This is a genomic window from Plantactinospora endophytica (genome assembly GCF_016862915.1).
Lineage (GTDB): Bacteria > Actinomycetota > Actinomycetes > Mycobacteriales > Micromonosporaceae > Plantactinospora > Plantactinospora endophytica.
The window spans coordinates 384,635-411,468 of record NZ_BONW01000001.1; the positions used below are offsets into that span (position 1 = coordinate 384,635).

Annotated in this window: 24 protein-coding genes and 1 pseudogene; 11 read left to right on the plus strand and 14 right to left on the minus strand. The window is 71.0% G+C overall.

From position 1 onward, the window contains the following. Positions 1-39: 39 nt before the first annotated feature. The 4 genes and pseudogenes from pstS to Pen02_RS01675 form a co-directional block, all read right to left on the minus strand. Positions 40-1,143 (minus strand): phosphate ABC transporter substrate-binding protein PstS, encoded by a 1,104-nt coding sequence (pstS, locus tag Pen02_RS01660; protein ID WP_203864317.1) that lies wholly within the window; start codon positions 1,141-1,143, stop codon positions 40-42. Between the two features lie 448 nt (positions 1,144-1,591). After that, positions 1,592-2,584, minus strand: a complete 993-nt coding sequence (gene mshD, locus Pen02_RS01665) for a mycothiol synthase (protein WP_203864069.1) — start codon at positions 2,582-2,584, stop codon at positions 1,592-1,594. 310 nt (positions 2,585-2,894) lie between these two features. Next, positions 2,895-3,869 (minus strand): annotated as a pseudogene (locus Pen02_RS01670) (polysaccharide deacetylase family protein); the annotation flags it as partial. 233 nt (positions 3,870-4,102) lie between these two features. After that, entirely contained in the window at positions 4,103-4,816 is a 714-nt protein-coding gene (locus Pen02_RS01675; RefSeq protein ID WP_203864071.1) for a winged helix-turn-helix transcriptional regulator, read from the minus strand. A gap of 269 nt (positions 4,817-5,085) precedes the next feature. Between Pen02_RS01675 and Pen02_RS01680 the strand changes: the two genes are divergently transcribed. From Pen02_RS01680 to Pen02_RS01700, 6 genes are all read left to right on the plus strand, one after another. Beyond that, entirely contained in the window at positions 5,086-6,258 is a 1,173-nt protein-coding gene (locus Pen02_RS01680) for an ICP22 family protein (protein WP_203864072.1), read from the plus strand. Between the two features lie 166 nt (positions 6,259-6,424). Then, a complete protein-coding gene (locus tag Pen02_RS01685; protein WP_203864073.1) occupies positions 6,425-7,237 on the plus strand; it encodes an LmeA family phospholipid-binding protein in 813 nt (270 codons plus the stop codon). An 86-nt stretch (positions 7,238-7,323) separates the two neighbouring features. Beyond that, a complete protein-coding gene (locus Pen02_RS42920) occupies positions 7,324-7,401 on the plus strand; it encodes an Ms5788A family Cys-rich leader peptide (protein ID WP_311202345.1) in 78 nt (25 codons plus the stop codon). 171 nt (positions 7,402-7,572) lie between these two features. Beyond that, the gene (locus Pen02_RS01690; RefSeq protein WP_203864074.1) at positions 7,573-8,421 is read left to right on the plus strand and encodes a sulfurtransferase; all 849 of its coding nucleotides are present in this window, start codon (positions 7,573-7,575) and stop codon (positions 8,419-8,421) included. 5 nt (positions 8,422-8,426) lie between these two features. Beyond that, entirely contained in the window at positions 8,427-8,747 is a 321-nt protein-coding gene (locus tag Pen02_RS01695; protein WP_372445540.1) for a DUF1416 domain-containing protein, read from the plus strand. A 341-nt stretch (positions 8,748-9,088) separates the two neighbouring features. Next, a complete protein-coding gene (locus Pen02_RS01700; RefSeq protein WP_203864076.1) occupies positions 9,089-10,207 on the plus strand; it encodes a right-handed parallel beta-helix repeat-containing protein in 1,119 nt (372 codons plus the stop codon). Positions 10,208-10,291: 84 nt separating this feature from the next. Here Pen02_RS01700 and Pen02_RS01705 read toward each other — a convergent pair whose 3' ends face one another. Continuing rightward, a complete protein-coding gene (locus Pen02_RS01705; RefSeq protein WP_203864077.1) occupies positions 10,292-11,227 on the minus strand; it encodes an SDR family NAD(P)-dependent oxidoreductase in 936 nt (311 codons plus the stop codon). Between the two features lie 301 nt (positions 11,228-11,528). Between Pen02_RS01705 and Pen02_RS01710 the strand changes: the two genes are divergently transcribed. Further along, complete coding sequence (locus tag Pen02_RS01710) at positions 11,529-13,265, plus strand: alpha-keto acid decarboxylase family protein (protein ID WP_275413543.1); 1,737 nt, start codon at positions 11,529-11,531, stop codon at positions 13,263-13,265. Here the strand turns inward: Pen02_RS01710 and Pen02_RS01715 are convergent. Continuing rightward, entirely contained in the window at positions 13,262-13,867 is a 606-nt protein-coding gene (locus tag Pen02_RS01715; RefSeq protein ID WP_203864078.1) for a TetR/AcrR family transcriptional regulator, read from the minus strand. The two genes, Pen02_RS01710 and Pen02_RS01715, sit on opposite strands and share 4 nt — an antisense overlap. A gap of 115 nt (positions 13,868-13,982) precedes the next feature. Between Pen02_RS01715 and Pen02_RS01720 the strand changes: the two genes are divergently transcribed. Beyond that, on the plus strand, positions 13,983-14,804 hold the full coding sequence (locus tag Pen02_RS01720; protein ID WP_203864079.1) for an SDR family NAD(P)-dependent oxidoreductase: 822 nt from the start codon (positions 13,983-13,985) through the stop codon (positions 14,802-14,804). 28 nt (positions 14,805-14,832) lie between these two features. Here Pen02_RS01720 and Pen02_RS01725 read toward each other — a convergent pair whose 3' ends face one another. Continuing rightward, complete coding sequence (locus Pen02_RS01725) at positions 14,833-15,144, minus strand: hypothetical protein (RefSeq protein WP_203864080.1); 312 nt, start codon at positions 15,142-15,144, stop codon at positions 14,833-14,835. After that, complete coding sequence (locus Pen02_RS01730; RefSeq protein WP_203864081.1) at positions 15,141-15,458, minus strand: DivIVA domain-containing protein; 318 nt, start codon at positions 15,456-15,458, stop codon at positions 15,141-15,143. The genes Pen02_RS01725 and Pen02_RS01730 overlap by 4 nt, the downstream gene beginning before the upstream one ends. Positions 15,459-15,688: 230 nt before the next feature. Between Pen02_RS01730 and Pen02_RS01735 the strand changes: the two genes are divergently transcribed. Then, positions 15,689-15,928 (plus strand): winged helix-turn-helix domain-containing protein, encoded by a 240-nt coding sequence (locus tag Pen02_RS01735; protein WP_203864082.1) that lies wholly within the window; start codon positions 15,689-15,691, stop codon positions 15,926-15,928. A 68-nt stretch (positions 15,929-15,996) separates the two neighbouring features. Here the strand turns inward: Pen02_RS01735 and Pen02_RS01740 are convergent, their stop codons facing one another. From Pen02_RS01740 to Pen02_RS01755, 4 genes are all read right to left on the minus strand, one after another. Next, positions 15,997-16,383, minus strand: coding sequence for a RidA family protein (locus tag Pen02_RS01740; protein WP_203864083.1), 387 nt, complete (start codon positions 16,381-16,383; stop codon positions 15,997-15,999). A 163-nt stretch (positions 16,384-16,546) separates the two neighbouring features. After that, on the minus strand, positions 16,547-17,467 hold the full coding sequence (locus Pen02_RS01745; protein ID WP_203864084.1) for a hypothetical protein: 921 nt from the start codon (positions 17,465-17,467) through the stop codon (positions 16,547-16,549). A 180-nt stretch (positions 17,468-17,647) separates the two neighbouring features. Beyond that, on the minus strand, positions 17,648-18,433 hold the full coding sequence (locus Pen02_RS01750) for a hypothetical protein (protein WP_203864085.1): 786 nt from the start codon (positions 18,431-18,433) through the stop codon (positions 17,648-17,650). A gap of 28 nt (positions 18,434-18,461) precedes the next feature. After that, a complete protein-coding gene (locus Pen02_RS01755) occupies positions 18,462-19,223 on the minus strand; it encodes a hypothetical protein (RefSeq protein WP_203864086.1) in 762 nt (253 codons plus the stop codon). Positions 19,224-19,477: 254 nt separating this feature from the next. On the opposite strand from Pen02_RS01755, the gene Pen02_RS01760 reads away from it, so the two are divergent. Both Pen02_RS01760 and Pen02_RS01765 read left to right on the plus strand, forming a co-directional pair. Next, entirely contained in the window at positions 19,478-20,335 is an 858-nt protein-coding gene (locus tag Pen02_RS01760; RefSeq protein ID WP_203864087.1) for a hypothetical protein, read from the plus strand. Between the two features lie 298 nt (positions 20,336-20,633). Then, the gene (locus Pen02_RS01765) at positions 20,634-21,110 is read left to right on the plus strand and encodes a hypothetical protein (protein ID WP_203864088.1); all 477 of its coding nucleotides are present in this window, start codon (positions 20,634-20,636) and stop codon (positions 21,108-21,110) included. A 17-nt stretch (positions 21,111-21,127) separates the two neighbouring features. Here Pen02_RS01765 and Pen02_RS01770 read toward each other — a convergent pair whose 3' ends face one another. Together Pen02_RS01770 and Pen02_RS01775 are read right to left on the minus strand one after the other, a co-directional pair. Continuing rightward, the gene (locus tag Pen02_RS01770; RefSeq protein WP_203864089.1) at positions 21,128-21,910 is read right to left on the minus strand and encodes a hypothetical protein; all 783 of its coding nucleotides are present in this window, start codon (positions 21,908-21,910) and stop codon (positions 21,128-21,130) included. A 219-nt stretch (positions 21,911-22,129) separates the two neighbouring features. After that, positions 22,130-26,527, minus strand: a complete 4,398-nt coding sequence (locus tag Pen02_RS01775; RefSeq protein ID WP_203864090.1) for a S8 family serine peptidase — start codon at positions 26,525-26,527, stop codon at positions 22,130-22,132. Positions 26,528-26,834: the final 307 nt, after the last annotated feature.

The following is a 26,834-nucleotide window of genomic DNA, read 5'->3' on the forward strand; positions in this document are numbered from 1 at the left end:
CTCCGTTTGACGAAGTTATGAGGATGATCTATCGGTGGATCAGGCGAGAGCCTTGACCGACGCCTCGACCTTGGTGCGGACCGTCTCCGGCAGCGGGGCGTAGCCCAGCTCGGTCAGGTCGGCCTGCCCGTCGGTGCTGGCGGCGTAGCTCAGGAAGCCCTTGACCAGCGCCAGCTTGTCGGCGGCGAGGCCCTTGGAGCAGACGATCTCGTAGGTCACCAGGACGATCGGGTACGCCCCGGCCTCCTTGGTGTTGAAGTCGATCTTCATCTTGAGGTCGTCGCCCTGGCCGACCACCTCGGCGCCGGCGATGGTCTTACCGGCCGACTCCGGGGTCAGCTCGGCGAACTCGCCCGCCCCGTTGCCGATCTTGGCCATCTTCAGGCCGCCGTTCTCGGCGTACGACATCTCGACGTAGCTGATGCTGCCCTTGGCCTGCTTGACCGCGCTGGCAACACCGTCCGACTTGGCCGCACCGGTGCCGCCCGGGGCCTTCCACGCCTTGCCCTTGCCGAAGGTCCAGTCGGCCTCGGCGGTCTTGGCCAGGAAGTCGGTGAAGTTGTCGGTGGTGCCCGACTCGTCCGAGCGGTGCACGGTCTGGATGGTGCTCGACGGCAGGGTCGCGCCGGGGTTGTCCGCCTTGATCGCGGCGTCGTCCCACTTGGTGACCTTGCCAGCGAAGATCTTGGCGAGGGTGGCCGGCTTGAGCTGGAGGTTGTCCAGGCCGTCCACGTTGTAGACGATCGCGACCGGGCCGATCACCATCGGCAGGTGGATGGCCTTGCCGCCCGAGCACTTCGCGTCGGCCTTCGGCTGCTCCTCGTCCTTGAGCGCCGAGTCCGAGCCGGCGAAGTCCGCGGTGCCGGCGATGAAGGCCTGGATGCCCGCGCCGGAGCCGCTCGGCTCGTAGTTGATGGTCGAGCCAGCGCACTTCTGCTGGTACGCCTTGCGCCACTCGTCGACCGCGTTCTTCTGCGCCGACGAACCCTGGGCGTTGATGGTCCCCGTGGCGCAGTCGGCCGCCGCGGAGGACCCGGAGGCCGATGGCTCGGTGGGCTCGTTATTGTCCGAGCCGCACGCGCTGACTGCCAGTGCCGTGGCCAGAGCGAGACAGGCAATGGTGCCGTGCCGCTGGAGCTTCACCTGAAAGGGTCCCTTCACCTTGTACGAGGCAAGCCCGGGGCGCCGCCCCGGGGGCCGGCTGGTGACCGGCTAGTAGGGAAAGTTAGGAGCACCAGGTAGCCGGCTCGCCCGTCGTGAGTGAACGCAGGGTGAACAGGGGTGGCCGACTGGATGGCCGGATCCTGAGGGCAAGATGTCCGTTCCGTGAACCGTGGGACCGGTGCGACATCTAGTGCTATTAGTACGGTTCGTGACCCGCCCGGGCCAACCGGACGGCCAGTTGCCGCTGCGCCGTACGGACCGTGTGGGTCCACCGGGCGGACAGTGCCGGCCGCCGTGCGGTCACCGCCGATCGGCCGCCCGGCCTCCGACCGTCCACGCCGGACGGCAGCCCCGGAGGGGGCGGTTTTCGGCTCTGGTCGGGCCGGGCTTCGGCTGCTGCTCCGTTCAGACCACGGTCCGGCTGCGGTCAGGCCGGGGTGTCCGGGGAGGTCGTCGGGCGGCGGTACTGCACGTGCCGCAGCCAGTTCGCGAAGCCGAGCCGGGTGTACAACGCCATCGCGCCGGTGTTCGACTCGTCGACGTAGAGCATCACCCGGGTCAGTCCACGGTCACGCAAGTGGTGCAGACCGGCCAGGGTGAGCGCCCGGCCCAGACCGAGCCGGTGCGCGTCGGGGTCGACGCCCAGCACGTACACCTCGCCGATCGGGGCGGACCCCGTCGGGCCGTGCTCGTCGGTCCGGCCGCGTACCTCGGCGGGGCCGTGCACCTTCGTCCAGTGGAAGCCGAGCAGCCGCCCCGACGACTCCTCGACGGCGAGCAGGAAGCCGGCCGGGTCGAACCACGGCTCGGCGAGCCGCAGTCCCAGGTCGGCCGGGGTCCAGCGGCCCTGCTCCGGATGGCTGGCGAAGGCCCGCCGGTTGACCGCCAGCCAGGCGTCGTCGTCCGCGCCCGGCCGGAACGCGCGCAGCGAGATCCCGGCCGGCAGCTCGAATCCGGGCAACGGCTCACGCAGCGACCGGCGCAGTTGCCAGAGCACCCGGGACCGGTCCAGTCCCAGGTCGAGGGCGAGCGCGGCGGCGGAGGGATGGTCGCTGTGCGCCCAGACCAGCAGCGCGCCGGTTCCGGGTACGGCCTCCAGCGCCGCCGAGACCAGGGCGCGGCCGAGCCCGTGCCGGCGCCACATCGGATGTACGACGAGTTCGGCGGAAACCTCGGCCGCCCCGTCCTGCGGTTCCAGGTGCGCGTACCCGAGCACGGTGCCGGCCGGGTCCCGGACCACCAGGTGGGTCGCGGGCCCCTCTCCGGCGTGCCGGAGGCGGAGCGTGACGTGCTCGGAGAGGGGGTCGGCACCGTCGGCGGCGCTCGCCGCGCCGGCCAACGCGAGAATCCCCTCGACCTCGTCCGGTGCGAGCCTTTCGAGCCTGGTCACCCGTGGCTCCGCCGCCTGCCCCCTGATCATCTTCCCACCGTAGCCCCTGCTCCGGCCCTGCCCGCCGACCGGACGCTCAGAACCGCACCGGCCGCCCACCCACCGGGTCACCGGTCGCCGGCTGACCGACTTCCGGGTCACCGGTCGACGACTGCCCGCCCGTCGGAGTACGGGTCGCCGGCAGCCCGCCGGGCGGAGTACCGGTGCCGGGCTGCCCGCCGCCTGGTGCTGATCCGCCGCCGGATGCCGGGCCGCTGCCTTGCGTTGGCCCGCCGCCCGGTGCTGGCCCGCTGGCCGGCGGGGCGAGCGGTGGCTGGTTGGTGCTCGGTGGGGTGGTCTGCGGCGGGCCGGTCGGTAGTGCGGCGAGCGCGTACTGCCGGCCGAGGTCGGGGAGCAGCCAGTACAGCGCGATCACCGTGCCCTGCCGGTTGCCGCCGGCGTCGTGCAGCAGCACGATCGCCCCGGGGGCGATTCCGGCGGTCACCCGCGCCGCGATGGCCCCGGATCCGGGCCGGGTCCAGTCCTGGGGATCAACCGCCCAGTGCAGCGAGGTCATGCCCAACTGCTGGGCCGCCGCGACCACGGACGCGGTCCAGGCGCCGCCCGGCTGCCGGAAGTACGCGATCCGCGCGTCGGGCACGGCGGCCCGGATCGCCTCGTTGGTGCGTACCAGGTCGGCGAGGATGGTGGCGCTGGGCCGGCTGCCGAGTTTGACGTCGTGCGTCCAGGAGTGGTTGCACAGGGTGTGGCCGTCGGCCACGATCGCCCGGACCAGTTCCGGGTACGCCTGCGCGTTCTGCCCGACCAGGCAGAAGGTGGCCCTGACGTGGTATTCCCGCAGGATGTCCAGGATCTGCGGGGTGTACCGGGGATCGGGGCCGTCGTCGAAGGTCAGCGCGACGTAGCGGGCGCCGGTGCTGACCCGGGCGCCGTACGGCCCACCGGGCTCGGCCGGAAGCTGCGGCGGCGCGTACGGCTGCGTCCGGTCCGGATCCGTGGACCTGGGTTTCGGGGTACCGCCAGGTGTCGGGGTTGGCGGTGCCGGGAGCACCGGTCCGGTCCGGCCCCCGGCCGGTCCGCCCGGCTGTCCCGGATCGGCCCGTTTCTCGGTGGCCCCGCCGGACCGGTTTCCGGACCCTCCGTCCGGCTGCTCCCCGGACCGCAGGTCGGCCTCGTGCTGGGCCCGGCTCTCGGGCACCGCCAGTGGCCCGCCGGGTCGGCCGAGGGTGTGGCCGAGCGCGTAGGCGCCGCCGAGCACGGTGGCGGTGACCACCGTGGCGACGGCGAGCATCTGGGTTCTCGACATGGCCGACATCAGCGGCCCGCCCCGTAAACCGCCGTGGAAACCGCTGATGCCACGTCTGCCTCCTCCGGATGCTTCCGGTCAAGGCTACGTACGGGTTGCCTGAATTCTCAGTGTTTCTCGCTTTTGTGGTTACTTCGCTTCACGTTCGTACTTTGCTTCACGTTCGTGCCGGGACAACAAGAAGGCCGCCCGGTCGCGCCGGGTGGCCTTCTTGGTCGAGTCGGGATCGCCGCCGGATCGGCTCAGACGGGCAGCGGCACGTTCTCCGTCTCCGGCAGCGGCCGGGACGGCGGAGTGACGAACTTGTAGCCGACCTGCCGTACGGTGCCGATCATCGACTCGTACTCCGAGCCGAGTTTCGCCCGCAGTCGACGTACGTGCACGTCGACGGTGCGGGTGCCGCCGAAGTAGTCGTAGCCCCAGACCTCGCGGAGCAACTGGTCCCGGGTGAAGACCCGCCCCGGGTGCTGGGCGAGGAACTTGAGCAGCTCGAACTCCTTGTAGGTCAGGTCGAGCGGCCGGCCCTTCAGCTTGGCGGCGTAGGTGTCCGGGTCGATGGTCAGCTCGCCGGCCCGGATCAGCCCGCCGGCCGCCGCCGTCGCGTTGCTGAGCCGGCCCACCGCCAGTCGCAGCCGGGCCTCCACCTCGGCCGGTCCGGCGCTGGCCAGGATGACGTCGTCGACGCCCCAGTCCGCGTTCAGGGCGATCAGACCGGCCTCGGTCACCACCGCGATCAGCGGCACGCCGAGCCCGGTGGCGTGCAGCATCCGGCAGGTCGCCCGCGCCTCGCTCAGCTCCGAGCGGGCATCGACGAGTACGGCGTCCGGGCTCGGCCCGGACACGAGGGTGCGGACATCGCGCGGAGCGGTACGCACCGAGTGGGGCAGCAGGTCGAGTGCCGGCAGCACTACGGAAGGTTCGCCTGCGCGCGCGGTCACCAGCAGCAGGATCTCCACACATCACCTCCGTCCCGGCGGCACCTGAAGCGCCGCGCGGTGGCCAGCGGTGCGGGCGGGGGACTCCGGGACCGCTGGAGACTGGGGTTTTCCCGGCGTCACTGACGGGCAGGTAAGGCTTAACCCTATCGGAACTTCGGGCGAGCGTTCTCACACGTTCGGTTCACAGCTTGTGTGATCGGTCATTACAGGCAGGTTTCCGGATGTGTTCGGAGCCCGGGGACGCCCGGCCCGGCGCGTTCGGACGGTCGGTCTGGCACGATCGGGGCGTGTACCCCTCGACGCCATCGGAGACAGGCCGCGACCCCTGGCCGGAGAACCGCTCCGGTCCGGCCGGCCCGCACCGCGCCCCGGACCCGCGCGGTCGCCCCGCCGGTCCGGAATCCCGCAGCCCCTTCGACGGCCCGCGCCCGGCCGACGGCCCGCGTACCCCGGACGCCCCCCGGGCCGGCGACGGCCACCGGGCTGGCGACGGCCACCGGGCTGGCGACGGCCACCGGGGCTCGGACGGTCCACGCCCCGGTGACGGTGGCCGTGACGGCGGCCGGACGACGGACGGCGCCCGGCCGGACGGCGAGGCGGACCCGGAGGACCTGGACGGCGAGGAGGAACTGCCGCCGGTACCGATTCGCCGGCTGTTGTCGGTGGCGATCGCCGGGTTCGCCGGACTGCTCGGCGTCGGCCTGATCTTCGGGGCGCAGACCGCCGGGCCGGGTGCCCGGCTGCCGTTCGCCGTGGTCGTCCTCGGGGTGCAGTTGCTGTTCGTCCTCGCCTGGACCATGGCGATGCGCCCGCCGGCCCTGCTGCTGGTCGGCGGGGTCGCGGTGGTGGTCGCGGTCGCCGCCGACGCGGCGGCCGTACTGCCCCAGATCGCGGCGCTCGGCCCCCTCGGGTACGTGGCGGCCGGCGGGTTCCTCGTCGGCGTGCTCGGCCAGCTCGTCCGTCGGGCCGACCGGGCCCGGGTCACCGAGTCGCTCGGCGCCACCCTGTTCATCGTGGTCGGCGTGGTCTCGTTCGGCACCCTGATCGTGCTGAGCCGGATCCCGAAGGGTACCCAGGCGATCTTCGTCTGTCTGACCGCGGCGGCGGTGGCACTGACCGTCGCCCGGTTGACCGACGCGCTGCTGCCCTGGCCGCGACTGGCCCCGCAGGTGCCGCGCGGTGCCGCCGGTGTGGTGATCGGGGCGATGCTCGGCACCCTCGCCGCCGGCATCCTCGGCAGCTACCTGGTCGTGTTCACCCCGACCAGCGGAGCGATCGTCGGGCTGGTCGCCGCTGCCGCCGCAGCCCTGGCCGACCTCGCGGTGGGCTACGCCGAGGCGGGTCGGCAGATGGCCGGCGAGCCGCCGACGATGTGGGTCGCCCGGCACATGCAGGGGCCGCTCGGCGGCTTCGCGCTGGCCGCACCGGCGGCGTACGCGATGAGCGTCTTCTTCCTGTGACGAGCGGCCCGGATCGCCGTGCTCCAGGCCGGAAAGCGGCCCTCCGCACCCGTCACGCCAGCGGCGTACCCCGACGGTTGGAGTTGTGCCGCGTCGGGTAGATAGTTGTCCCGACGACGGGGCGGCACGCGGGTGCACCGGCATCCGCGATCAGGGAGGCGGCGGCGTGGCAGACAGCTATCCGGCAGACGACGGGACGTACGGCGAACGGCCCCGTCGCCGCAGGGGGCGTCGAGCACTCGTCATCCTGGTCATCCTGCTTCTGGTGCTGGCCGGGCTGCTGGTGGTGGCCGACCGGGTCGCCGCCGGGGTCGCCGAGCGGGTCGTCGCGGACCAGATCAACCAGGAGATCTCCCGGCAGAACGTGCAGGCGTCCGCCCCCGAGGTGACGGTCGGCGGTTTCCCGTTCCTCACCCAGGTGCTGAACGGCCGGTACGACTCGATCAAGGTGCTGCTCCGCGACGTACAGGGGCCGGTGCAGGGGAGCGACGCCACCGTGAAGGTGCCGGAGCTGACGGTCGACGCGCGGGACGTGACCGCTTCGCTCGACACGCTCCGCTCGGGTCAGGGCGAGGTCACCGCGAAGACCGTCCAGGGCACCGGCACGGTGACGTACGACAGTGTGGTGGCGCTGATCGACCGGCCCGGGGTGCAACTGCGGGAGCAGGACGGCAAGCTCGGCGTCACCGCGCCGGTCCGGGTACCGGTGCTGGAGCAGGAGTTGACCGTCCAGGGCACCGCGGACGTGACGGTCGACGGCAGCCACATCGTGATCGGGTTCGACCGGCTGACCTCGGCCGACCTGCCGGACAACCCGCTGGTGCAGACGTTCGTCAACAACTTCGCCCGGCAGCTCTCTGTCCGGGTGCCGTTGCCGCCGCTGCCGTTCGCGCTGCAACTGCACGAGGTGCGGGCACTGCCGTCCGGACTCGCGGTCACGGCCAGCGCCCGTGACGTGGCGCTGAGCGAGGTTAGCTGATCAGAGCCCCGGATTTCGGGGTCGCTCGATCCCGGATCGTGGTTGATCTGGGTGACCTCTCCGTCGCACTGGTAAGCTCCCGGTTCATGGGGACGCTCCTCACCAAACGGCGCGCGGTCGACCTGTGCCGCGTGGCCACCTGCCTGTGTCGCCCCGTCATCTGACGGCGGGGCTGTTCTGCGTACCCTCTAGCTCCTTCCCTCACGCCCGGCAGCGGCGCCGTCGCACGTACCCGTGATCCCGTCCTAACCATGGGTCCCGCGCGTGACATGCGACAACAACATCGGTCGATCCACACGCGCAGGCTCACACAATCCTCACCAAGGAGTGATCTGATGAGTCGCGACACCGCACTCGTCTCGGCCGACTGGGCCGAGAAGAACCTCGACGCTCCCGGCGTGGTCTTCGTCGAGGTCGACGAGGACACCACCGCGTACGACGGTGGGCACATCGCCGGTGCGATCAAGCTCGACTGGAAGAACGACCTCCAGGACCCGGTACGCCGGGACTTCGTCAACAAGGCGCAGTTCGAGGCGCTGCTCTCCGAGCGCGGCATCTCCAACGACGACGTCGTCGTCCTCTACGGCGGCAACAACAACTGGTTCGCCGCCTACGCCTACTGGTACTTCAAGCTCTACGGGCACGGCGACGTCAAGCTGCTCGACGGTGGCCGCAAGAAGTGGGAGCTGGACGCCCGCCCGCTGGTCACCGACCCGGTCTCCCGTCCGGCCACGCAATACACCGCGCAGGAGCCGGACCTGTCGATCCGGGCGTTCCGCGACGAGACGGTCGCCGCGATCGGCGTCAAGAACCTGGTCGACGTGCGCTCCCCCGACGAGTACGCCGGCCGGCTGCTCGCCCCGGCGCACCTGCCGCAGGAGCAGGCGCAGCGGGGTGGCCACATCCCGACCGCGCTCAGCGTGCCGTGGTCGAAGGCGGCCAACGAGGACGGCACCTTCAAGTCCGACGACGAGCTGCGCAAGATCTACGGCGAGGCGGGGCTGGACGGCAGCAAGGACACCATCGCGTACTGCCGGATCGGCGAGCGCTCCTCGCACACCTGGTTCGTGCTCAAGGAGCTGCTCGGGCACCAGAACGTGAAGAACTACGACGGATCCTGGACCGAGTACGGCTCGCTGGTCGGCGTGCCGGTGGCGCTCGGCGACGAGCCGGGGGAGGCGTGACCACCATGACAGCTCCGATCGCCGCCGGCTGTGCGGCACCCGACCAGGCGGCTCCGCTGCCGGCGGGCCTGGACCTGGAGAAGGAAACCGTCATCACCGGGATCGTCAGCGCCGAGAACGGCGAGGTCGTCCCCGGGGCGTACGTCCGGCTGCTCGACTCCACCGGTGAGTTCACCGCCGAGGTGGTCACCTCGCCGGCCGGGCAGTTCCGGTTCTTCGCCGCACCGGGCACCTGGACGCTGCGGGCACTGTCCCGGCACGGCAACGGCGACACCTCGGTCACCGCTGGCCGGGGCGTCAACGAGGTGGGCGTCACGGTCGCCTGACCTGTCGTACCCTCGCAACCTCACCGGGCCCCGCCCGCGTCGCTTCCGCGATGCCGGCGGGGCCCCGGTCGTTCTCCTGCCCGCACTGTCCGCTGCTTTCTGCCGGCGGCGGGGATCGGAGGGGTGGCGGGAGAGGAGACACCTCCCTAGGATCCGTGAACCGTGTGGCCCGCACCGTCGTGAAGGGACGGTTGCCGGCCGGCGCGCGGATCGGGGGAGGCACTGTGGGTCCAGGCGGGACAGAACAGCGAACCGGGGCCGTCGGCTCGGCCGGAGTCGGCCGGTCGTCGTCGCCGGGGTTCGGCCGGCGGGCGCTCTTCGCCGGTGGGGCGGGAGCCGCGATGGCGGCGACACTGCCCGGCCCGGCCGTCGCCGCCGCCGAGGCGGTCGACAAGACGTTCAACGCGGGCACCAAGGTTGACGCGGTGGCGGTGGTCGAGGGGCCGTTGAGTCTCCGGGATCCCCGGGTCGGCTGCCTGTTGGACGGCAGCGACGAGGCGGCGAAACTGAACGCGGCGTTCGCGTTGCTGCCCGGCGGTGGCGAGGTCTACCTGCCACCCGGCACCCTCGGCCTGGGTACGGAGGTGACTCTGCCGGCCAACGTCTCGCTGACCGGCGCGAGCCTCGGCGCGTCGGTCATCCGCCCGGCGGCGGGCTACACCGGCCGCCTGGTCAGCACCGGGGGCTGGAACCGGATCTCCCACCTCCAGTTCCACGGTGCGGGTACCTCGGGTGTCCTGTTGACGATCCGCCGGGCCCGGTCGATGTTCAGCCAGTTGCACCTGAGCAACTCCGGAGCGCACGCGATCGAGTTCGTCGGTACGGCGCCGAACACCTCGGCGCACGCCAACAAGCTCACCGACATCAACATCGACGACTGTGTCGGTACCGGCATCGTGATCGGCCCGTACGGCTACGACAACGAGTTCCTCAACACCTGGATCGGCGAGTGCCAGGTGGGGATGCGTATCTCCAGCGGCTCCTGCCTGCTGGAGAACCTGCATGTCTGGGGCTGCCGGGGCAACGGCGTCGAGTTGCGGCGCAGCGCCGACGGCACCATTTTCCAGAACGTCTACCTGGAGACCAACGGGACCGGTGGCACGGGGAGCGGGTTGAACGCCTGGCAGGTCACCGGTACCCAGATCGTCGGCGGGCGGCTGTGGCGCAACGCCACCAACGGCGCCAGCTTCGACGCCTGCCCCCGGAGCCGGGTGACCGGCCTGGACGTCTACGAGAACGGCGACGCTGGCGTACGCGGCCACGACTCCTCGTACTGCCAGGTGATCGGGAACCAGTTCTACGATCTCGGCACCCCGAAGCGACAGGGTCGACCGATCATCACCAGCGGCACCAGCGACCGCTGGCTGATCAGCGACAACGTGATGCTGGCCGGCGACCACCTGCGGGGCGGCAAGCTGCTGGTCGGCGCCAACAACCTGCTCGCCACCAACATGGAGTAGTCGGGTCCGCTCACCGAGGGCGACGTCGGAGTCCCGGAGACGGCACGCGGATTCCTCGTCCGGTCAGCCCGCTCTGGCGACCGGTCAGCCCGCCTTGGCGATCAGCTCCGTCGAGAGTTGCCACAGCCGGGCCGCGGCCTCCGGGTCGAGCGCGTACTCCGCCACGCCGGTCACCCCGGCGGCGTGCGGACGCGCCTCGTTGCAGTCCTCGAAGTACCGGCCGCCGACTCCGTCCAGGCCCGGCCAGGTGGCGACCAGTACGGTGGTTGCCGCGCCCTGCTCGGGCGTCTTGAACGTCTGGCCGGAGGCGACCGCCGCGTCGATCTCCTGCTGGCTCATGTGCCGCTTCAGGTTGGATTCGAGGATCGCGCCGGGGTGCAGCGAGTTGACGGTGATCCCGTCGGCCGCCCAGCGCTTGTCGGCCTCGACCGCGAACAGGATGTTTGCCGTCTTGGACTGCCCGTACCCGACCCACGGGTCGTACTCGCGCCGCTCGAAGTTGGGGTCGTCGAAGTCGACCTGGCCGCGAAGGTGTCCTCGTGAGCTGACCGAGGCGACCCGGGACCGCCCGGCGGCGGCGAGTGCGTCGTGCAGGCCGGTGGTCAGCGCGAAGTGTCCGAGGTGGTTGGTGGCGAACTGGAGTTCCCAGCCCGGTGCGGTCCGGGTCAGCGGCGGGGCCATCACACCCGCGTTGTTGACCAGGATGTGCAGCGGACCGGTCCAGTCGGCGACGAATGCCCGGACCGATCCCAGGTCGGCGAGGTCGAGCACGGCGGCGCGTACCCGGTCGTTGCCGGTGCTGGCGGCGACTTCCCGGGCGACCCGCTCGCCGGCCATGATGTCGCGCACGCCGAGGGTGACGTCGGCGCCCGCGCGGGCGAGCGCGCGGGCGGTCTCGACTCCGATGCCGGAGGCGGCGCCGGTGACGATCGCCCGCTGGTCGAGCAGGTCGACCCCGGCGATGACCTCGGCGGCGGTCGACTGTGCGCCGAACGGGGTGGTGATGCGGCTGTCGCTCATGTCCTGCCTCTTTCCCGATGACGGGCCGTCTATCGAACTTCCCGGTGGCGGGCCCGATTTCCCGGTGGAGCAGGCCCGACTTCGCGGTGGCGGGCCCGATTTCGCGGTGGGCGGGCCTGCGATCGAAGCGGAGGTAGCCCTCCGCTAGTTTCCCACGTTATCCGGAGGAGGCTCCGATTGCCAATCGTCCGCCCTGGCGGGTGTGCGGAGCGGCAGGCGGGGAATCGCCCGGTGACCTCCGGAGGCTTCCGGACATCGGACACTGGACACCGGACACCGGACGACAGTCGGGACGAGGGCCGTGGGACCGGACGATTCCGCAGCGACCACCAGCGTCGGCGAGTACCTGCTCTGCCGGCTGCACGACCTCGGCGTACGGCACATCTTCGGCCTGCCGGGCGACTACAACATGGAGTTCCTCGACCAGGTCGAGGCGTTCCCGGACATCGAGTGGGTCGGTAACTGCAACGAGGTCAACGCCGCCTACGCCGCCGACGGGTACGCCCGGCTGGCCGGCCTCGCCGCGATCGTGACGACCTTCGGTCCCGGCGAGCTGTCGGTGGTCAACGGCCTGGCCGGCGCGATGGCCGAGTCGGTGCCGATCGTCTCCATCGTCGGCGGCCCGACGACGGAGATCATGGACCGGCGGGCCGCCATGCACCACTCGCTCGGCGACGGCGACTTCGACCGGTGGGTCCGGGTCGCCCGTGAGGTGACGGTCGCCCAGGCCACCCTCACCGCCGGCAACGCGACCGTCGAGATCGACCGGGTACTCGGGGAGTGCTGGACCCGCCAACGCCCGGTCTACCTCCGGCTGCCCGGTGACGTTGCCCGGCAGCCGGTGCCGAAGCCGTCCCGGCGGTTCGTCCGGCCCGCGCCGGCCGGCGACCCGGACCAGCTCGACGCGTTCGACACCGCCGCCCAGCGGCTGCTGAACGGCGCTACCTGCCCGGCCATGCTGGTCGGCAACCTCGCCCTCCGGTACGGCCTCGGTGCCGAGATCGCCGCGCTGCTCGCCGACCGGCACTGGCCGGCCGCCACCCAGGGCCTCGGCCGGGGGCTGCTCGACGAGACCGGCCCGAACTACGTCGGCGTCTACGACGGCGGGGACAGCGTCGAGCCGGTCCGGCGGATCGTCGAGGAGGCAGACGTGCTGGTCTGCGTCGGCGTCAAGTTCTTCGACTGGGACGGGCTGTTCACCGCCGACCTGGACCCGGCCCGGATCATCTCGATCGGCCGGGGGGCGAGTTCGGTTGGCGGGCGGCTCTTCGAACCGGTCGCCCCGGCCGCCGCACTGGCCCGGCTGCACAGCCTCGGGCCGGTCCGGGCCGTCGACTGGGCGACCGCGCCCGATCCGGGCCGGCCACCGTCGGCACGGCTCGACCCGGCGAGTAACGCACCGATCAGCCAGGCCCGGCTCTGGCCGGCGGTGTCGGAGCTGCTCACCGAGGGCGACATCGTGGTACCGGAGACCGGCACGGCGTCGTTCGGGGTCGCGTCGATCAGGTTGCCGAGGGGCGCGGTGTGCGTACAGGCGCCGCTGTGGGGAGCGATCGGGTACGCCGTACCGGCCGCGTTCGGCGCGGCGACGGCGGCACCGGAACGCCGGGTCGTACTGCTCACCGGGGACGGGTCGCTGCAACTGACCGCGCAGGAGATCAGTCGGATGATCGCCACCGGCCAGCGACCGGTCATCTTCGTGCTGAACAACGGCGGGTACACAGTGGAGCGGGCCGTTGACGGACGGCACCAGCCGTACAACGACATCGACAACTGGCGGTACACGGAACTGCCGGGTGTGTTCAACCGGCAGGTGGCGGTCGACTCGTACCTGGTCGGCACGGAGGGGGAGTTGGCCCGGGTGCTGGCCGGGTTGGGTCGTGGCGTGCCGGACCGGCCTACGGTGGTCGAGGTGCTGTTGGACCGGCAGGACCTGCCGGCCGGGATGCCGCAGTGGGGTCGGGAGACGACGGCGGTCGACTACCAGTCGACGCTGGGGCTGGCGCCCCGGCTCACCTGGCGCGGCCTGCCCGACTAGGCCGTCTTCCCGAAAGCTCTCAGGGTCACGTCGACCAGTGAGTCGGCGTACGTGGCGGTCAGCGGACCGCTGCGGTGCAGCCACCGCTGGAAGAGGGGGGCGTAGAGCACTTCTAGGACCAGGTCGAGGTCGGCGTCGGCGTCGAGTTGGCCGACTTTCTGGGCGCTGCGCAGACGTACCTTCTTCGCCTCTTCCAGCGGCTGGGCCAGCTTCTCGCGGTATTCGATCGCCAGCGCGGCATCGTTGGCGATCTCGGTGTTGAGGGCCCGGATCAGCCGGTCGAAGGAGGGGTCGGTGAACTCCTCCGCCGTGGCCCGCATGACCAGCTTGAGGTCTGCCTCAAGGTCTCCCGTGTCCGGCAGCGCGACCGACTGCCCGTCCGCATCCTCGCTCAGCGCCAGCAGGGCGGCGAAGACGACCGCGCTCTTCGACGGCCACCGCCGATAGATCGTCTGCTTGCCGACGCCGGCCCGGGCAGCGATGGCTTCGAGCGTGACCTTCTCGTACGCCTCCTCGGTGACCAGGGCGCGGGTCGCCGCGAGGATCGCCTGCCGGGACCGCTCCTTGCGCCGGGAGTGGTCCGGCCCCTTCTCGTGGGACACGCGTTCAGCCTACCCGAAGTGAAACGAGACGGTCCGTATTGACGGGCGGGGAGGGAGGCTCTAACCTCGAAACGAACCGAGACGAACCGTTTTGTTTACTGAGAGTGAGAACGCCGTGGCGAATGCACGAGTCTGGCTCATCACCGGTGCATCCCGCGGCCTGGGCAGGGCGTTCGCCGAGGCCGCCCTGGCAGCCGGTGACCGCGTGGTGGCTGCCGCCCGCAACGTCGAGCCCCTCGCGGAACTGCACGAGAAGTACCCCGAGCACCTTCTTCCGCTTCCGATGGATGTCACCGACCGTCAGGGCGTGTTCGACGGAGTGGAGCGTGCGGCGGCGGCGTTCGGCAGGCTGGACGTGGTCGTCAACAACGCCGGCACGATGCTCTACGGGATGGTGGAGGAAGCCACCGAAGAGCAGATCTGGGCGCATCTGGAGGTGAACTTCTTCGGCGCCGTGTGGGTGGCTCAGGCGGTCCTTCCGCACCTGCGCGCCCAAGGTGGCGGACGGCTCCTCCAGGTCACCTCGATGGGCACCGGCGGCGGCATGGCCACCGTCGGCTTCTACGGCGCGGGCAAGGCCGCGCTGGACTCGGTCAGCGAGGCACTCGCGATGGAGGTCGAGGCGTTCGGCATCAAGGTCACCATCGTGCAGATGGGCGGCTACAACACCGGCCTGTTCACCACCGGCACCACGACCACCGAACCCATGGCGGAGTACCAGTCCCTGCGTACCGAGATGGAGGCGATGTGGGGCGACGCCGTCGGCCCGGAGCCGAGCGCCGCCGCTCCGGTCATCATGGAGCTGGTCGCACTGCCGGAGCCGCCTCGACGGCTGATCATCGGCAGCCAGTCCTTCGATCACGTCCTGGAGATGGGCCAGGCCCAAGTGGATCTGTACCGGTCCTGGGAGCACCTAAGCCGCATCGCCCCGGGCTGACCAAGGTCCGCGCCACGCGATTCGTAGGTCAGCCGTCCTCCGGGTCGATCCGCTGGCAGTTGTTGATGTGGCCCGCGCGCAGCGGGCACCGGTCGCCGTCGCCGCCGTCGAGCGGCCGGTCGCAGAAGACCGGACGCCGGGTCGACGGATCGCCTGCCAGGGCGACGGTGGTCTCGCCGGGCACGAGGTCGGGCAGGAAGCGCAGCGACCGGGCCAGGGTACGGGCCAGCAGTTCGGCTGCCGGCAGGTCCGTGCTGGTGATGGTGAGATGCACGACGTACCGCTGGCGGGGTCTGCCGGTCGTCGACCCGTCTTCGGCGACGGCGGTCTCCTGGCTCATACCCGGCCCGCCCGCCCGTGGCGGGACTGGGAGTCCCGCAGCGCGTTCCTGATCCGGTTGTTCTCGGTACGGGTTCGAGCCAGCTCGGTCCGGACCTCGGTGAACTCGTCCGCGACCCGGTACAGGAAGGTCCGCACCTCCTCCGGATCGAGTCCGCGTCGCACTCCGGAAAACCGTTGGAAGCGGATCTGGCCGGGGGTCAGCGGCGGGTACGCGACGGGTGGGTAATGGTTGCCGGCGTTCGGTGGGCGGTTCGGGGCGGTCGGGACGGCCGGCGGTGGGGTCCGGAAGAGGAATCGGAACAGTCTGCGCATGCGGAGCACCTTTCCGACGGGTGGAGGTGGGGCGGGCCGGGACGGGCGATCCCCTTCCTGTCGCTACCCGCCCCGACCTGGGGAGGAGCGCTCCTAGCTGCCACACGAGGAGTGCTCGCTGACAACTTATGTGCGGAAGACGCGGACGTCAACGTTCGCACGAAAAACGTCGAAGGCTTGTTCCATGCGGTAGCCCGTGATCAAATCGGAGGTGCCACGCGAGGAGTGCTATGCCTGCCCTGCCGGACTACTTCCGAATCTCAAACGCGATCATGGCCGACGTAAGAGCCGGCAAAATGAAAGCCGGAGACAAGCTGCCGTCGATCGCCGCGCTGTGCGATCAGTACAAGGTCAGTCCGTCGACTATCCGTCTCGTGTTCGTGCGTCTCGAAGCGTTGGAGGTCATCGACCGATATCAGGGCAGGGGTGTCTTCGTGACCGATCCGAAGACCTGGCTGCGGAAGCCCTAGCTCATCCGCAGGGTGTCGAGCTGCCCCGCCTGTGCGCCCCGGTGCGCACACCACGACTGCAGAGACGGTCAGCCGGCCGCGATGACCTCGATTTCGACCAGCCAGTCGCTGACCAGGGTCTCGGCGACGATCGCGGTGGTCGGGACGACCCGGCCGCCGAGCGCCGCCACCCGGGCCGCCGCGTTGGCCTCGGCATACGAGGCGTCGCGCAGGTAGCTGGTCAGCCGGACGATGTTGTCGACCGTCATTCCGGCCGAGGCGAGGATGGTGCGGATGTTCGCCCAGATCAGGTCGAGCTGCTCGGCGAGGTCGGCACCCGGCTGTCCACTGTGGTCGAGCCCCATCGTCCCGGCCACGAACAGCAGCCGTTCGGCGCCCCGGACCTCCATCGCGTGGACGTAGTCGTCGGAGGCCGGGTACACGCCGTCGACCGGGCTGTGCGGCACAAGCTGCATCCGGCCACCCTATTCTCCGGAACCGGTCACGTCGTGCCGGTATTCGTCCGACGCCACGGCCGCGATGGCTGCCCCGTTTGTGCACCCAGCTCGACAGTCTGGCGAACAGACACCCCCCGCCCGACTGGCCGCCACCCGACGACCCAGACGCCGGGTGGTCGCGTCAGTCGCGTGCCACGATCGTGTACGGCTGGCTCGCCACCGTGACCGGAACGCCGAAGTACGTGTATCCGAGGTGGTGGACCGTGCTCTGTTCACCGGCGGCCGATTCGTCGGTGAACGTGACCCGCAGGGTCGCCGTGTACGTCTGCCCTGGCTGGAGGCTCGGATAGCCGTCGGCGTACCACCAGTAGTAGCTGCTGCTCGGCCCGGACACCGGGGTCCACTGCCCACCGTCGAGCCGCTCGACGGTGACCTGATCGTTGCCGGAGCGGTACATGGCGAGGGCCGGCCTCAGCAGCAGGTACGGCAGCGGCGTGGTGTTGGTGAGCGTCATCGTGACGACGGCCGGGGTTCCGACGGGAAGTTGGGCCGGCCAGCCGGTCAGCTCGGCCCGGGGTTCCACCATCGTCATCCGGTCCGGCTCGGGATCGGCCGCGAAGGTCGTGCCGTGGTCGTCCAGCGCCTCGGTCGTCACCTGCACCGTCACGTCGTCGACGTGCGGGGCGGAACTGGTCGGCCGGGTGGACACCTGAAGGCGCACCGTGGCGGTGCCGTCGGCGTCCACTCCGGACAGATCCGGTGTGGTGGCGACGAGCGTGTCACCACGGGACTCGTAGCCGAGCTGACGGTACTGGCTACCGAACTGGTAGGTCAGCACCAGCGTGGCGGCGAGCGGTCGGAGCGCACTGCCGGCCACCGGCGTGACGGTCAGCCGCAGCCGCATCGAGAAGTGGGCGGTACCGCCGGTGTTGACGACCTGCACCGGAAGGTCGGTCGGATTGAGCCCGGCCCCGACGACGGCCGGCGGGCTGATGTCGACATACGGGCCGGCGGTTGTTGCCCCGGCCTGGGAGGCGGGCAGCAGCACCGCGCTGACCAGCAGCAGAGTCGCGGTCGTGGCGCGCAGGAACGCAGAGCGCATGTCGGTAACCCCCGTAATGGACACGTACGCTACCGGGAGGATAACGACCTGGATCGCTGCCCGCCGCCCGGTTCGGGCGGCGGTTGGATGGCCAGGAACCGAACATTTCGGCCTGCCGTCGGGGCGCGGGCCTGCGCCTGGTGACGGCGCAGGCCCGCGCCCCGGACTCGGCGGAAAACGCTACGGCAACTGCCGTAGCCACTCGACCGCGACGGCGCGGCTGGTGTTCGCGTACGACGCGGCGTGCACGGCCGCCTCGTCGATCGGCCCCAACTGCCAGTGGCCGAGCCAGTTCTGCTCCAACTGGGTGACGGTGTGCGGGCCGTAGACCGTGCAGGTGTAGGCGCGGATCAGGGGTATCGAGTTCGGCTCCGGGTAGTGGTCGCGGCAGGTCGGCGCAAGCTTGTCGGCGATCTTCTGCGCGGCGGCCCGGAACTGGTTGCGTAGATTCGTCGTGCCCAGGCCGGCCCGGGCCCGGGCCACCAGGGCGATCGGAAACATCGTGACGACGGCGTACCCGACGTCGTCGACCGCCTTTCCGGCGGAGACCACGTCCAGGTATTCAGTGGCCCGGAGGGCGTCCCCACTGACCTTCTGGGCCCAGTCCCACAGGACGTCTTCGGAGAGGTTGTTGATGTCCTCGAACTCGACGACGGCGTGGGTCGCGTTGCTGCGGAGGTCGGCCACCGCGATGGCGTCGAGGTGGGCGATCACCGCCGACTCGGCCTGGTTGAGCGCGTCGATGACGCGCTGGGTCAGCACGGCCAGATCCTCCGGCGACACGTCGCCGTCGCCGGCCTGGCTGAGCACGTCGAGGGCGAAGTCGAGCATCTCCAGCAGCGAGGTGTTGGGGCCGTTCGGGTTGGCCTGGGTCCGGGCGGCGTGTGCCGGGGCGGCCGGGCCGGACAGTACGAGTGTGACCGCGAGGACTGCGGCGGCGAGAGCACGCAGCGGCGGAACCTTCATGTCGCCTCTCTTCCCACTGGTACGGCGGTTATGGCAGGTCGTTCAGGACCTCGATCGCTACCTGCCGACTGGTGTTCGCCGACGCGGCGGCCTGGACCGCGGCCCGGCCGCTGATGTCCCACGTCCCGTTGAGGTTGTACTCGGTGTATTGGGCCGTGTGGCTGCCGTACACCTTGCATTCGTAGATCCGGATGACCGGGATCCGGGGATCGACGAGGTAGGTGTCGCAGGTCGGCGTCAACCGGTCGACCAGGCGTTGCAGCGCGTTCCGGAAGAGCGTGCGGGTGGTGGTCGTGCTGAAGCCGGCCCTCGCCCGGGCCACCAGGGCGATCGGGTAGATGGTGATGAGGGCGTACCCGATGTCGTCCACGGCCTTGAGATCCGAGACCGCGTCCAGGTAGGTGCTGGTCCGGATGGCGTTGCCGGTCACCTCCATGACCCAGTCCAGCAGCCTGTCCTCCTCCATGTTGTTGAGTTCGCCGAACTCCAGGACGGCGCTCCGGGTGGCACCCCGGATGTCGGCCGAGGCGATCGCGTCGATGTGGGCGATCACCGCCGCCTCGCTCCGGTCGACCGCGTTGATGACGTCCTGGGTCATCTGGAACAGCAGTGCCGGTGTCACGGCGCCGCTGCTCACCCGGCCGACCAGGCTGAGCGCGAGGTCGATCATCTCGATCAGCGAGGTGTTGGTGCCGTCGGGGTTGGCGTGCGCCGGCTGCGTGGTGCCGGGCAGCACGACGGCGAGCGCGAGGGCCGTCGCGGCGAATCCGCGCAGCAGTCTGGCTCTCATCCGGGATCTCCTCTCACCTTCCGTCCTGGCAGGCTGCCGGACTCCGCTGGACCCTCACTGGAGACTGACTGGATCGCCCCGGCGGTCCAGTGCGAGTCCAGTGGGTGTCCAGCGGGCGTGGTTAACGTGCGCGTGACGCCGTGGTGGCGTCGACCGACGCCGATGCCAGCGTCCGCCTTCCCACCCGCCGAGCCGGACCGCACCGCCGCCGGAGGGCCGGGCGGCTGCGGGTCGGCCGAGTTCACGGAGGCGGCATGGAGCGAGGCCCGATCAAGCGACGCGGCATGTGGCGAGGAGGTTGGCGACGACGGCTGCTCGGTACGGTCACCGCCGCGGTGCTGGCGACGGGGTTGGCGGTACCGGGCACGGCCCGGCCGGCCCAGGCGGTGGACGCGGGCACGATCATCGCGGTGGCCCAGTTCGCCCAGGCGGCGTACAGCTACTTCAACAGCGCGGAAGACGGCGGGATGACGATCGAGGAGGCGACCAGCCGGATCCTCGTCGAGATCGGCAGGACCCGGGACACCATCATGGCCCACCTCGACGCGCTGGCCACCGCCGAGGCGAGGGCCTGCGCCGAGCACCATCTGCTGGAGTTCGCCGACATCGAGGAGTTCCCGCTCAGCCTCAAACAGCGCTGGGCGCAGGACGTCACCTCCTGCGTCACGCTGATCAACAGCCTGTGGGGTGCGGTCAGCACGCTCACCGCCAAGAACCAGCTCGGCATCGCGCTCGGCACGGTCGGCCCGATCGCCCTGGTGGCCCGGGCCCAGGCCCGGTTGGGCACCACCGAGCTGAAGAACCTGTTGATCGGCGCGTTCGAGCGGGTCCAGCAGCGCTTCGTCCCGTACTGCCACGCGACCCCGAACGTGACGGAGGTGTACTGGGAGATGAATCCCTACCCGTCCTGGGTCGACGCCTGGTATACCTGCGCACCCGCGCCCGAGCCGCCGTACTGGTCGGAGAACATCGGCAGCTACACCGTCTACGAGATGGGGCTGTGGAGCTGGGGCACCCCGGTGAACTACAACTGGCAGGCCGTGATGGACGGCTCGAAGCGGCACTCGGCGTACGTGGTGGCCGAGTCGGCGCTCACCCACCTCCGGGCGTAGCCGGGGAACCGCGTCGCGGTCATCGCCCCGGCGGCGGTGACCGCGACCGCGACGGTCCAGAACACCCCGGGCCGCGCCGGCCGGGCGGGTGCCGGGCCGTGCCAGCTCCGCAACGGCCGACAATGTCCAATGTGTACGGCGACGCCGAGCACGCCTGAGGGGAACGTCAGCGGCACTGCCGCAGGCTAGGTCGGCAGGTCCACTTTTCGGGTCGACCCTGCGACAATGGTGCAGACGCCGCCGTGCCGGCGCCCGACCCGCAACACCGCCGTATTCCACACGGGTGAGAAGGACGCGGATGGCAGGGACAAGCTGGCGGCTGAGCCTGACCTTCAGCCCGGTCGCGGTCCTGCCGACCGCCGCCCTCGCACTGCTGACCCTGCCGATGGACGGCCTGCACCTGGACGGCTTCTGGGGCTGGGCGACGGCCCTGCTCGTCGTCTACCTCGGCAACGCGGTCCTCGACAGCGTGGGCACCCGTACCGGGTACTCCGGCTGGCTGTCGGGACGCACCGGTGGCTGGATCAAACTGCGCTGGCTGTCGACGGGTGTACTGGTCAACGTGGTCCTGCTCGTCGTCCTGCCCCGGGTGCACGGCCTGCTCGGGCTGGACACCTCGACCGGCGGCGTGGGTACCGTGCTGACGGCGGGAACCGTGCTCGGGCTCTGCTTCTTTCTCGGCTCCCGGTTCGAGGACGCCACGTTCTCCTTCGAGAAGGGCGCCCCCGACGACGGTGCCGACGACCCGCCGGACGGCGTACGGGCCGGAGACTGACCGCCGGCTCACCGGGTTCAGGGGGTCGGCTGTCCCGGGGTGAGGCACCAGTAGCCGTACGGGTTGCGGTAGAGGTCGTCGGGGTCGTAGCGGGCACACTCCCGGCGGCCGAGCACCCAGTGCGGCGCGTCGGCGGCGAGCGCGAACGTCTCGCCGTCGCGGATCTCCCGGGCCCGTGGCTCGGTGAGCAGATAGCGGGCCAGCGCGTCCAGCAGGCGTACCTGCGCGTCGACCTCGTCCGGCCCGGTCGGGCGCCCGGCCCGCAGCTCGACGTCCGGGGCACCGAGCAGGTGCATCCCGCAACTGTAGAGCGCGACGCCGTCGGTGATCGGCCGCTTGACCCAGGACCGGTGCAGCACCACGGCCAGGGTCGGCTCGTCGGTCGCGGCGGAAGCCCGGTCGGCCAGGTCGAGCCACCGGTCCCGGCCGTGCGCCAGGCCGCTGCTCTCGTTGCGTACCGCTGTCGCGCCGTTGCGCAGCAGGGCGGCGGTCAGCGCCAGCATCCGCCGGGACACCTCGATCGCGGTCCGCCGGGTGGCCGGCGGCGACAGCAGGTACGCCACCGTGTCGTGCTCCCGCACGGACCGCCGGTCGGCGTCGGTGAAACTCGCACCGGTCAGCGAGGAGCGGAACGAGGCGACCATCCGGCGGTCGGGTTCGGGACGGGAAAATTCGGTGTCGAGGGTGCAGTCCGGGCCGGCGATCTCGGCGGCGAGCCGGGCCACCAGGTCGAGGTCCAGTCCCGTGCCGAGCACGCAGAGCACGTGCGGCGGCGGCACCGATCCGGCCTCGTCGATCACGCCCGGCACGTTACCAACGGGTACTGACGCACTGTCAACGGGTACGGGCGGTCTGTCGACGGGTACTCGACGCGCCCCGCGCGGTGCACAACGCACCGGACGGCCGCGGCGGCGACCGGAGCCCGACCGACTACGGCGGTGCCCGCCGCCCCCCGAGGGGGACGGCGGGCACCGCCGTTCGGCAGTCACCGCCGGGTCAGCGCCCGGCCGGTCCGCCGGTCAGATCCCGCCCAACCGGGCCGGGCACGGGTTCACCGGTTCCAGCGCGAAGTCGAGCGTGCTGACCAGGCTGGGCTGGATCACCTGCCGCTTCACCTGCGGCACCCAACCGTCCTTGGCGACGATCACGTCGTACCGGCCCCGCGCCAGCCACCAGGAGTAGCCGCCCCGGTTGCTGGCCGACAGGGTGTGCCCGGTGGCTGGATCGCCGACCAAATTGGCCCGTACCGTCGCCGGCAGCGGTATCCGGTCGCCACCGCAGGTCACGCCGATCACCGTGCCCTGGATCTTGCCCCAGTTGCCCGGCGGCGAGACGTTCATCTCCACCCCGATCACCGGCACCGGGTACGGGCTGTCCGTCACCAGCCCGATCTCGGCGGTGTACGTGCCCGGCTGGGCGACCCCGGCCGCCGCGGTGGCGGTCAGGGTGACCGTGATGGTCCGGGACGCCCCGGCCGCCAGGGTGAAGCTCTCCGGCGCGGTACTCAGCCAGGACGCCTCGCCCGCCTCCAGACAGGCTTCCAGCCCGCCCAGCCGCTCGGACTCCGCCGACCCCACGAACGAACTCGGCGAGCCACCCACCTTGTACGCGCCGCAGACACCGGCGCCACGGTAGCGGGCGAACTGCGCGTTCGGCAGGTTCACCCACGCTCCGGCCACCGGGTCGTACCCGACCGTCCGGTTGGTCAGCGTGGTCGAGGCGGCGGTGGCGCCACCGGCCAGCACCAGCATGCCGCCGGCCGCCGCGTACTGCGAGCCCCAGAGGTCGAGCGGCATGTCCGGCAGCGGGCTCCAGGCGTTGGTGGCCGGGTCGAGCACGTACCCGTTCTTGAACTCCACCGTGCCGACGCCGCCGGCACAGTAGACCTTGCCGCCGATCCCGCCGCAGGACATCCAGGAGGAACCCTGCGGATAGTCGGCCGCGCTGTCGAACTTGCTGGTCAGCGGGTCGAAGACGGTCACGTCCGGGGTGTCGACGGAGCACTCGTTGTCACCGCAGCCGCCGATGATGTAGAGCTTGCCGCCGCTGGTCGCGAACGCCGCCGCCGCCCGGGGAGCCGGGTTGCTCACCCCGGGCAGGGTGCTCCAGGTCCCGGTCGCCGGGTTGAACATGTCGACCGTCTCCACCGGCGCGTCACCGGCACCCCAGCCGCCGATCGCGTAGATCCGGCCGTTCAGCGCGGCGACCGCCGGCTTCGACCGCGCGGTCGGCATGTCCGGCAGCGCCGTCCAGACGTTGGTCGCCGGATCGAAGACCCAGGTCTTCCGCTCGTTGCCGGTGTCGGCACCGCCACCGATCGAGTAGACCTTGCCGTCCAGGGTCACCGCCGAGTTGTCGTAGACCGAGGCCGGCAGGTTCGCCACCCGGGTCCACGCCGCGTCGACCAGTGGCGCGGCGGCGGCCGTACCGGTGCCGGGTCCGTACGCGGTCCCGGTCCGGCTCTTGCTCAGACCCTTCATCTTGTACTCCACCAACTCGGCACCCTTGGCCGAGAGCTGGCTGAACCGGGCACCCCGCTCCAGCGGTTGCACGGTGGCCGGCGCGTTGCCGGTGTTGGTGACCGTCACGCTGACGTTCCGGGTACTGCCGTACGGCTGGTGCAGTTCCAGGTTCGTCGGGGTGGCCGTCAACCGGGCCGCCTTGAGTGCGAAGTTTGCCTGCCGGGTGGCGTCCGCGACCACCGTCACCTGCTTGGTGAACGCCCGGTACGGCGACAGGCTGGCGGTGAACGGCTGCGCCCCGGTCAGCCCGGAGAACAGCCAGTAGAACCCGTCCGCGATGTTCGGGTCGTCCGGCGTCGCCGACGAGACGCCCTTGTCCGCCGGCTGGTTGTCACTGACCACGGTGACGCCGTTCAACGCGTCGCCGGTGTTGGCGTCGGTGGTGAACCCGGCCACCAGGCCGCCCGGCTTCGGGGTGCAGAGCCGGTTGACGAGCTGGACGTTGTCCACCTCCCACCACCAGGCGAAGGTGCCGTTGAACCGGAACCGCACCCGGACGTCCGACGCGCCGGCCGCCGCGTCCAGCGGTACCTCCTCGACCCGGGGGCCGCGCCGGCTGGCGGTCTGGTGCCAGGCGTTCGTCCAGGTGGTGCCGCCGTCGGTGGAGACGTCGATGTCGGCGGTGTCGCTGACCCCGACCGCCCGCCAGTCGCTGTTGAACCGCAGCAGCGGCGCGCTCACCGCCGAGAAGTCCAGCGGCGGCGTGACCAGGTCGGTGTTCTGGGTGTTGCCGCTGCCCAGCGCGTCACTGTCGATGATCGCGAAGTTGCCGCTGCCGCCGGTCAGGTTGGTCCGGCCGGCCGGGTCGTTGAAGACCCAGCCGCCCTTGTCGGTGCGGTTCACCACCGACCAGCCGGCCGGTGCCGAGGTGCCGTCGAAGGTCTCCGACAGCACCGGGGCGCTGACCCCCGGGGTGTAGCCGGCGGCGGTACAGGCCGGCAGGACCGCCGCGCTGATGTTCACGGTCTTCGAGCCGGTGCCGACCGCCACCTCGGTGCTGACCGGCCGGTAGCCGGGGTAGTTGACCGTGGTGTCGAGCCGGTAGGTGGCGCTGCCGGGCACGGTGAACGAGTAGGCGCCGGTCACCGGGTTGGTCCAGACCGGGCCGCCGGGCCGGCCGGAGACCTGGATCTTCGCGTACAGCGGCCAGCCGTGGCCGGAGCCGTCGGTGACCTTGCCGGCGACGGTGACCATCCGGGCCGTGGCCAGGGCGAAGTTCTGGGTGAGCAGGTCACCCCGGGCGACGGTCACGGTGGCGGTGCCGGGGGTGAAGCCGTACCCGCCGACGGTCAGTTCGTGGGTGCCGACCGGAAGCACCAGGGAGTACTTGCCGTCCGGGTCGGTGAGGGCGGTGAAGGAGCCGGTACGCACCTCGGCACCCGCGACCGGGTCACCGGTGGCGGCGCTGGTGACGGTGCCGGAGACCCGGCCGGTGTCGCCGCGCGGCGCCGCGTTGACCGCCTGGTACGCGTTGAGCCGGCCCTCGCCGAAGGTGTTGTTGTCGTCGACCGTTCCGCCGCAGGTGAGCGCGTTGACGTCGGTGGCGGTGTCGTCGAGGAGCTGTTCGGTGGCCGGGATGTTGCCCTTCAGCCCGGGGGCGGCCGACCAGACCAGTGCGACGGTGGCGGAGACGTGCGGCGCGGCCATCGAGGTGCCGCTGCCCAGCCCGTAGCCGTTGGTCGGCAGGCTGGACCGGACGTTGCTGCCCGGCGCCGAGACGTTCGGCTTGATCGAACCGTCGATGCTGGACGTTCCCCGGCCGGAGAAGCTGGAGATGTTGTTGTTGCTGTCGTACGACCCGGCCGCGTAGCTCAGCGGGTAGTCGCCGGGGTTCTCGGTGGTGTTGCAGCCCGGTCCGTCGTTGCCGGCGGAGAAGCTGGGGAAGATGCCGGCGGCCCGCCAGGAGACCACGGTCTGCCGGTACCACTCGTCGTTGCGGCCACCGCCCCACGAGTTGTTGACGACGTCGGGGCGCAGGTCGGGTCGGGGGTTCTGCCCGTTCAGGTCGGTCGGGGCGAGTACCCACTGGCCGGCCGCCAGCAGCGACCCGTCGGAGCAGCCGTTGGTCTCGCAGCCCTTGGCGGCGATCCACCGGGCGCCGGGGGCGACGCCGATCTGGTTGCCGGCACCGTCGTCGCCGACCATGGTGCCCATGGTGTGCGTACCGTGGCCGTTGTTGTCGCACGGCGCCGGGTTGGCGCAGACGTCGGCCGGGTCGAACCAGTTGTAGTTGTGGTCGAAGGTGCCGCCGGTGTTGCCCCGGTACGCGTTGCGCAGCGCCGGGTGGTCGAACTGGACGCCACTGTCGATGTTGGCGACGACCAGACCCTCGCCCCTGGTGTCGAATTCGGACCAGACCCGGGGCGCCTCGATGTTGTTGATGTTCCACTCGATCGCCTGCGTACCGGCGTCGGTGGTGGTGCGGAACGGCTCGGGTCTGATCAGTTCGTAGGTACGACTCGGTTCGAGACTCTGCACGTCGTCCCGGGCCGCGATCACGTCGAGCAGGGCCCGGTCGCCCTGTACCCGCAGCGCGTTGGCGATCCAGTACGACCGGTACGTCGCGCCGCGCTTGTCCAGTTCGGTGCGGAGGTCGCGCTGGCTGCGCTCGGCGGTGGCGGTGAGTGCCCGGTAGACGGCGGTGGCCCGGTCGTCGGAGTCGGCGAGTTTGGCCGCCCCGCTCAACTCGGCGCGTTCCCGCAGGTAGACGGTGAAGGTCGTGCTGCCCTCGGCGGCGAGTTCGGCGAGCAGTTCCCGGCTCACCTCGGCCTCGGGGCCGGCCGCCGTGGCGACGGCGGGTTGTGCGGTGACGCCGAGTACCACGGCCGCTGCGGCAGCCACCAGGCGCCAGCGTCTTGGCCGGTCACCCCGGCTTCGTCCGGATCGGTACGGCATGCTTCCTCCCCCACTTTCGGCATCCCGAGCCGTCTCGGGTGCCATCACCCAGCTCCGGGACGTCCGGCGCTGCCGGCCCGCGTGGGTCCGACGGTTGCTTACGGACAGCGCCCCCCACATCGGCTTGGAGTAATGCTCTTGCTCGCCGGGGTAGTGATCAATGCCGTATGTCGGCCAGTATCTAGGCAGTAACCGGGCGTATGTCGGTCAGGAATGAGCCGATTGCCTTACATCGGTTAGCGTCGCTGTTGACTCGCCCGGTCAAACCCGTTTGGCTAGGGCCGCAGCCGACGGGGGAGGAGTGGAG

What these genes read in the sequence shown, in the direction of transcription:
- mshD (WP_203864069.1), bottom strand. Translation starts at nt 2,584, where the DNA reads ATGATCAGGGGGCAGGCGGCGGAGCCACGGGTGACCAGGCTCGAAAGG.
- Pen02_RS42920 (WP_311202345.1), top strand. Translation starts at nt 7,324, where the DNA reads ATGGGGACGCTCCTCACCAAACGGCGCGCGGTCGACCTGTGCCGCGTG.
- Pen02_RS01690 (WP_203864074.1), top strand. Translation starts at nt 7,573, where the DNA reads ATGAGTCGCGACACCGCACTCGTCTCGGCCGACTGGGCCGAGAAGAAC.
- Pen02_RS01695 (WP_372445540.1), top strand. Translation starts at nt 8,427, where the DNA reads ATGACAGCTCCGATCGCCGCCGGCTGTGCGGCACCCGACCAGGCGGCT.
- Pen02_RS01700 (WP_203864076.1), top strand. Translation starts at nt 9,089, where the DNA reads ATGGCGGCGACACTGCCCGGCCCGGCCGTCGCCGCCGCCGAGGCGGTC.
- Pen02_RS01705 (WP_203864077.1), bottom strand. Translation starts at nt 11,227, where the DNA reads ATGAGCGACAGCCGCATCACCACCCCGTTCGGCGCACAGTCGACCGCC.
- Pen02_RS01725 (WP_203864080.1), bottom strand. Translation starts at nt 15,144, where the DNA reads ATGAGCCAGGAGACCGCCGTCGCCGAAGACGGGTCGACGACCGGCAGA.
- Pen02_RS01730 (WP_203864081.1), bottom strand. Translation starts at nt 15,458, where the DNA reads ATGCGCAGACTGTTCCGATTCCTCTTCCGGACCCCACCGCCGGCCGTC.
- Pen02_RS01735 (WP_203864082.1), top strand. Translation starts at nt 15,689, where the DNA reads ATGCCTGCCCTGCCGGACTACTTCCGAATCTCAAACGCGATCATGGCC.
- Pen02_RS01740 (WP_203864083.1), bottom strand. Translation starts at nt 16,383, where the DNA reads ATGCAGCTTGTGCCGCACAGCCCGGTCGACGGCGTGTACCCGGCCTCC.
- Pen02_RS01745 (WP_203864084.1), bottom strand. Translation starts at nt 17,467, where the DNA reads ATGCGCTCTGCGTTCCTGCGCGCCACGACCGCGACTCTGCTGCTGGTC.
- Pen02_RS01750 (WP_203864085.1), bottom strand. Translation starts at nt 18,433, where the DNA reads ATGAAGGTTCCGCCGCTGCGTGCTCTCGCCGCCGCAGTCCTCGCGGTC.
- Pen02_RS01755 (WP_203864086.1), bottom strand. Translation starts at nt 19,223, where the DNA reads ATGAGAGCCAGACTGCTGCGCGGATTCGCCGCGACGGCCCTCGCGCTC.
- Pen02_RS01760 (WP_203864087.1), top strand. Translation starts at nt 19,478, where the DNA reads ATGGAGCGAGGCCCGATCAAGCGACGCGGCATGTGGCGAGGAGGTTGG.
- Pen02_RS01765 (WP_203864088.1), top strand. Translation starts at nt 20,634, where the DNA reads ATGGCAGGGACAAGCTGGCGGCTGAGCCTGACCTTCAGCCCGGTCGCG.
- Pen02_RS01775 (WP_203864090.1), bottom strand. Translation starts at nt 26,527, where the DNA reads ATGCCGTACCGATCCGGACGAAGCCGGGGTGACCGGCCAAGACGCTGG.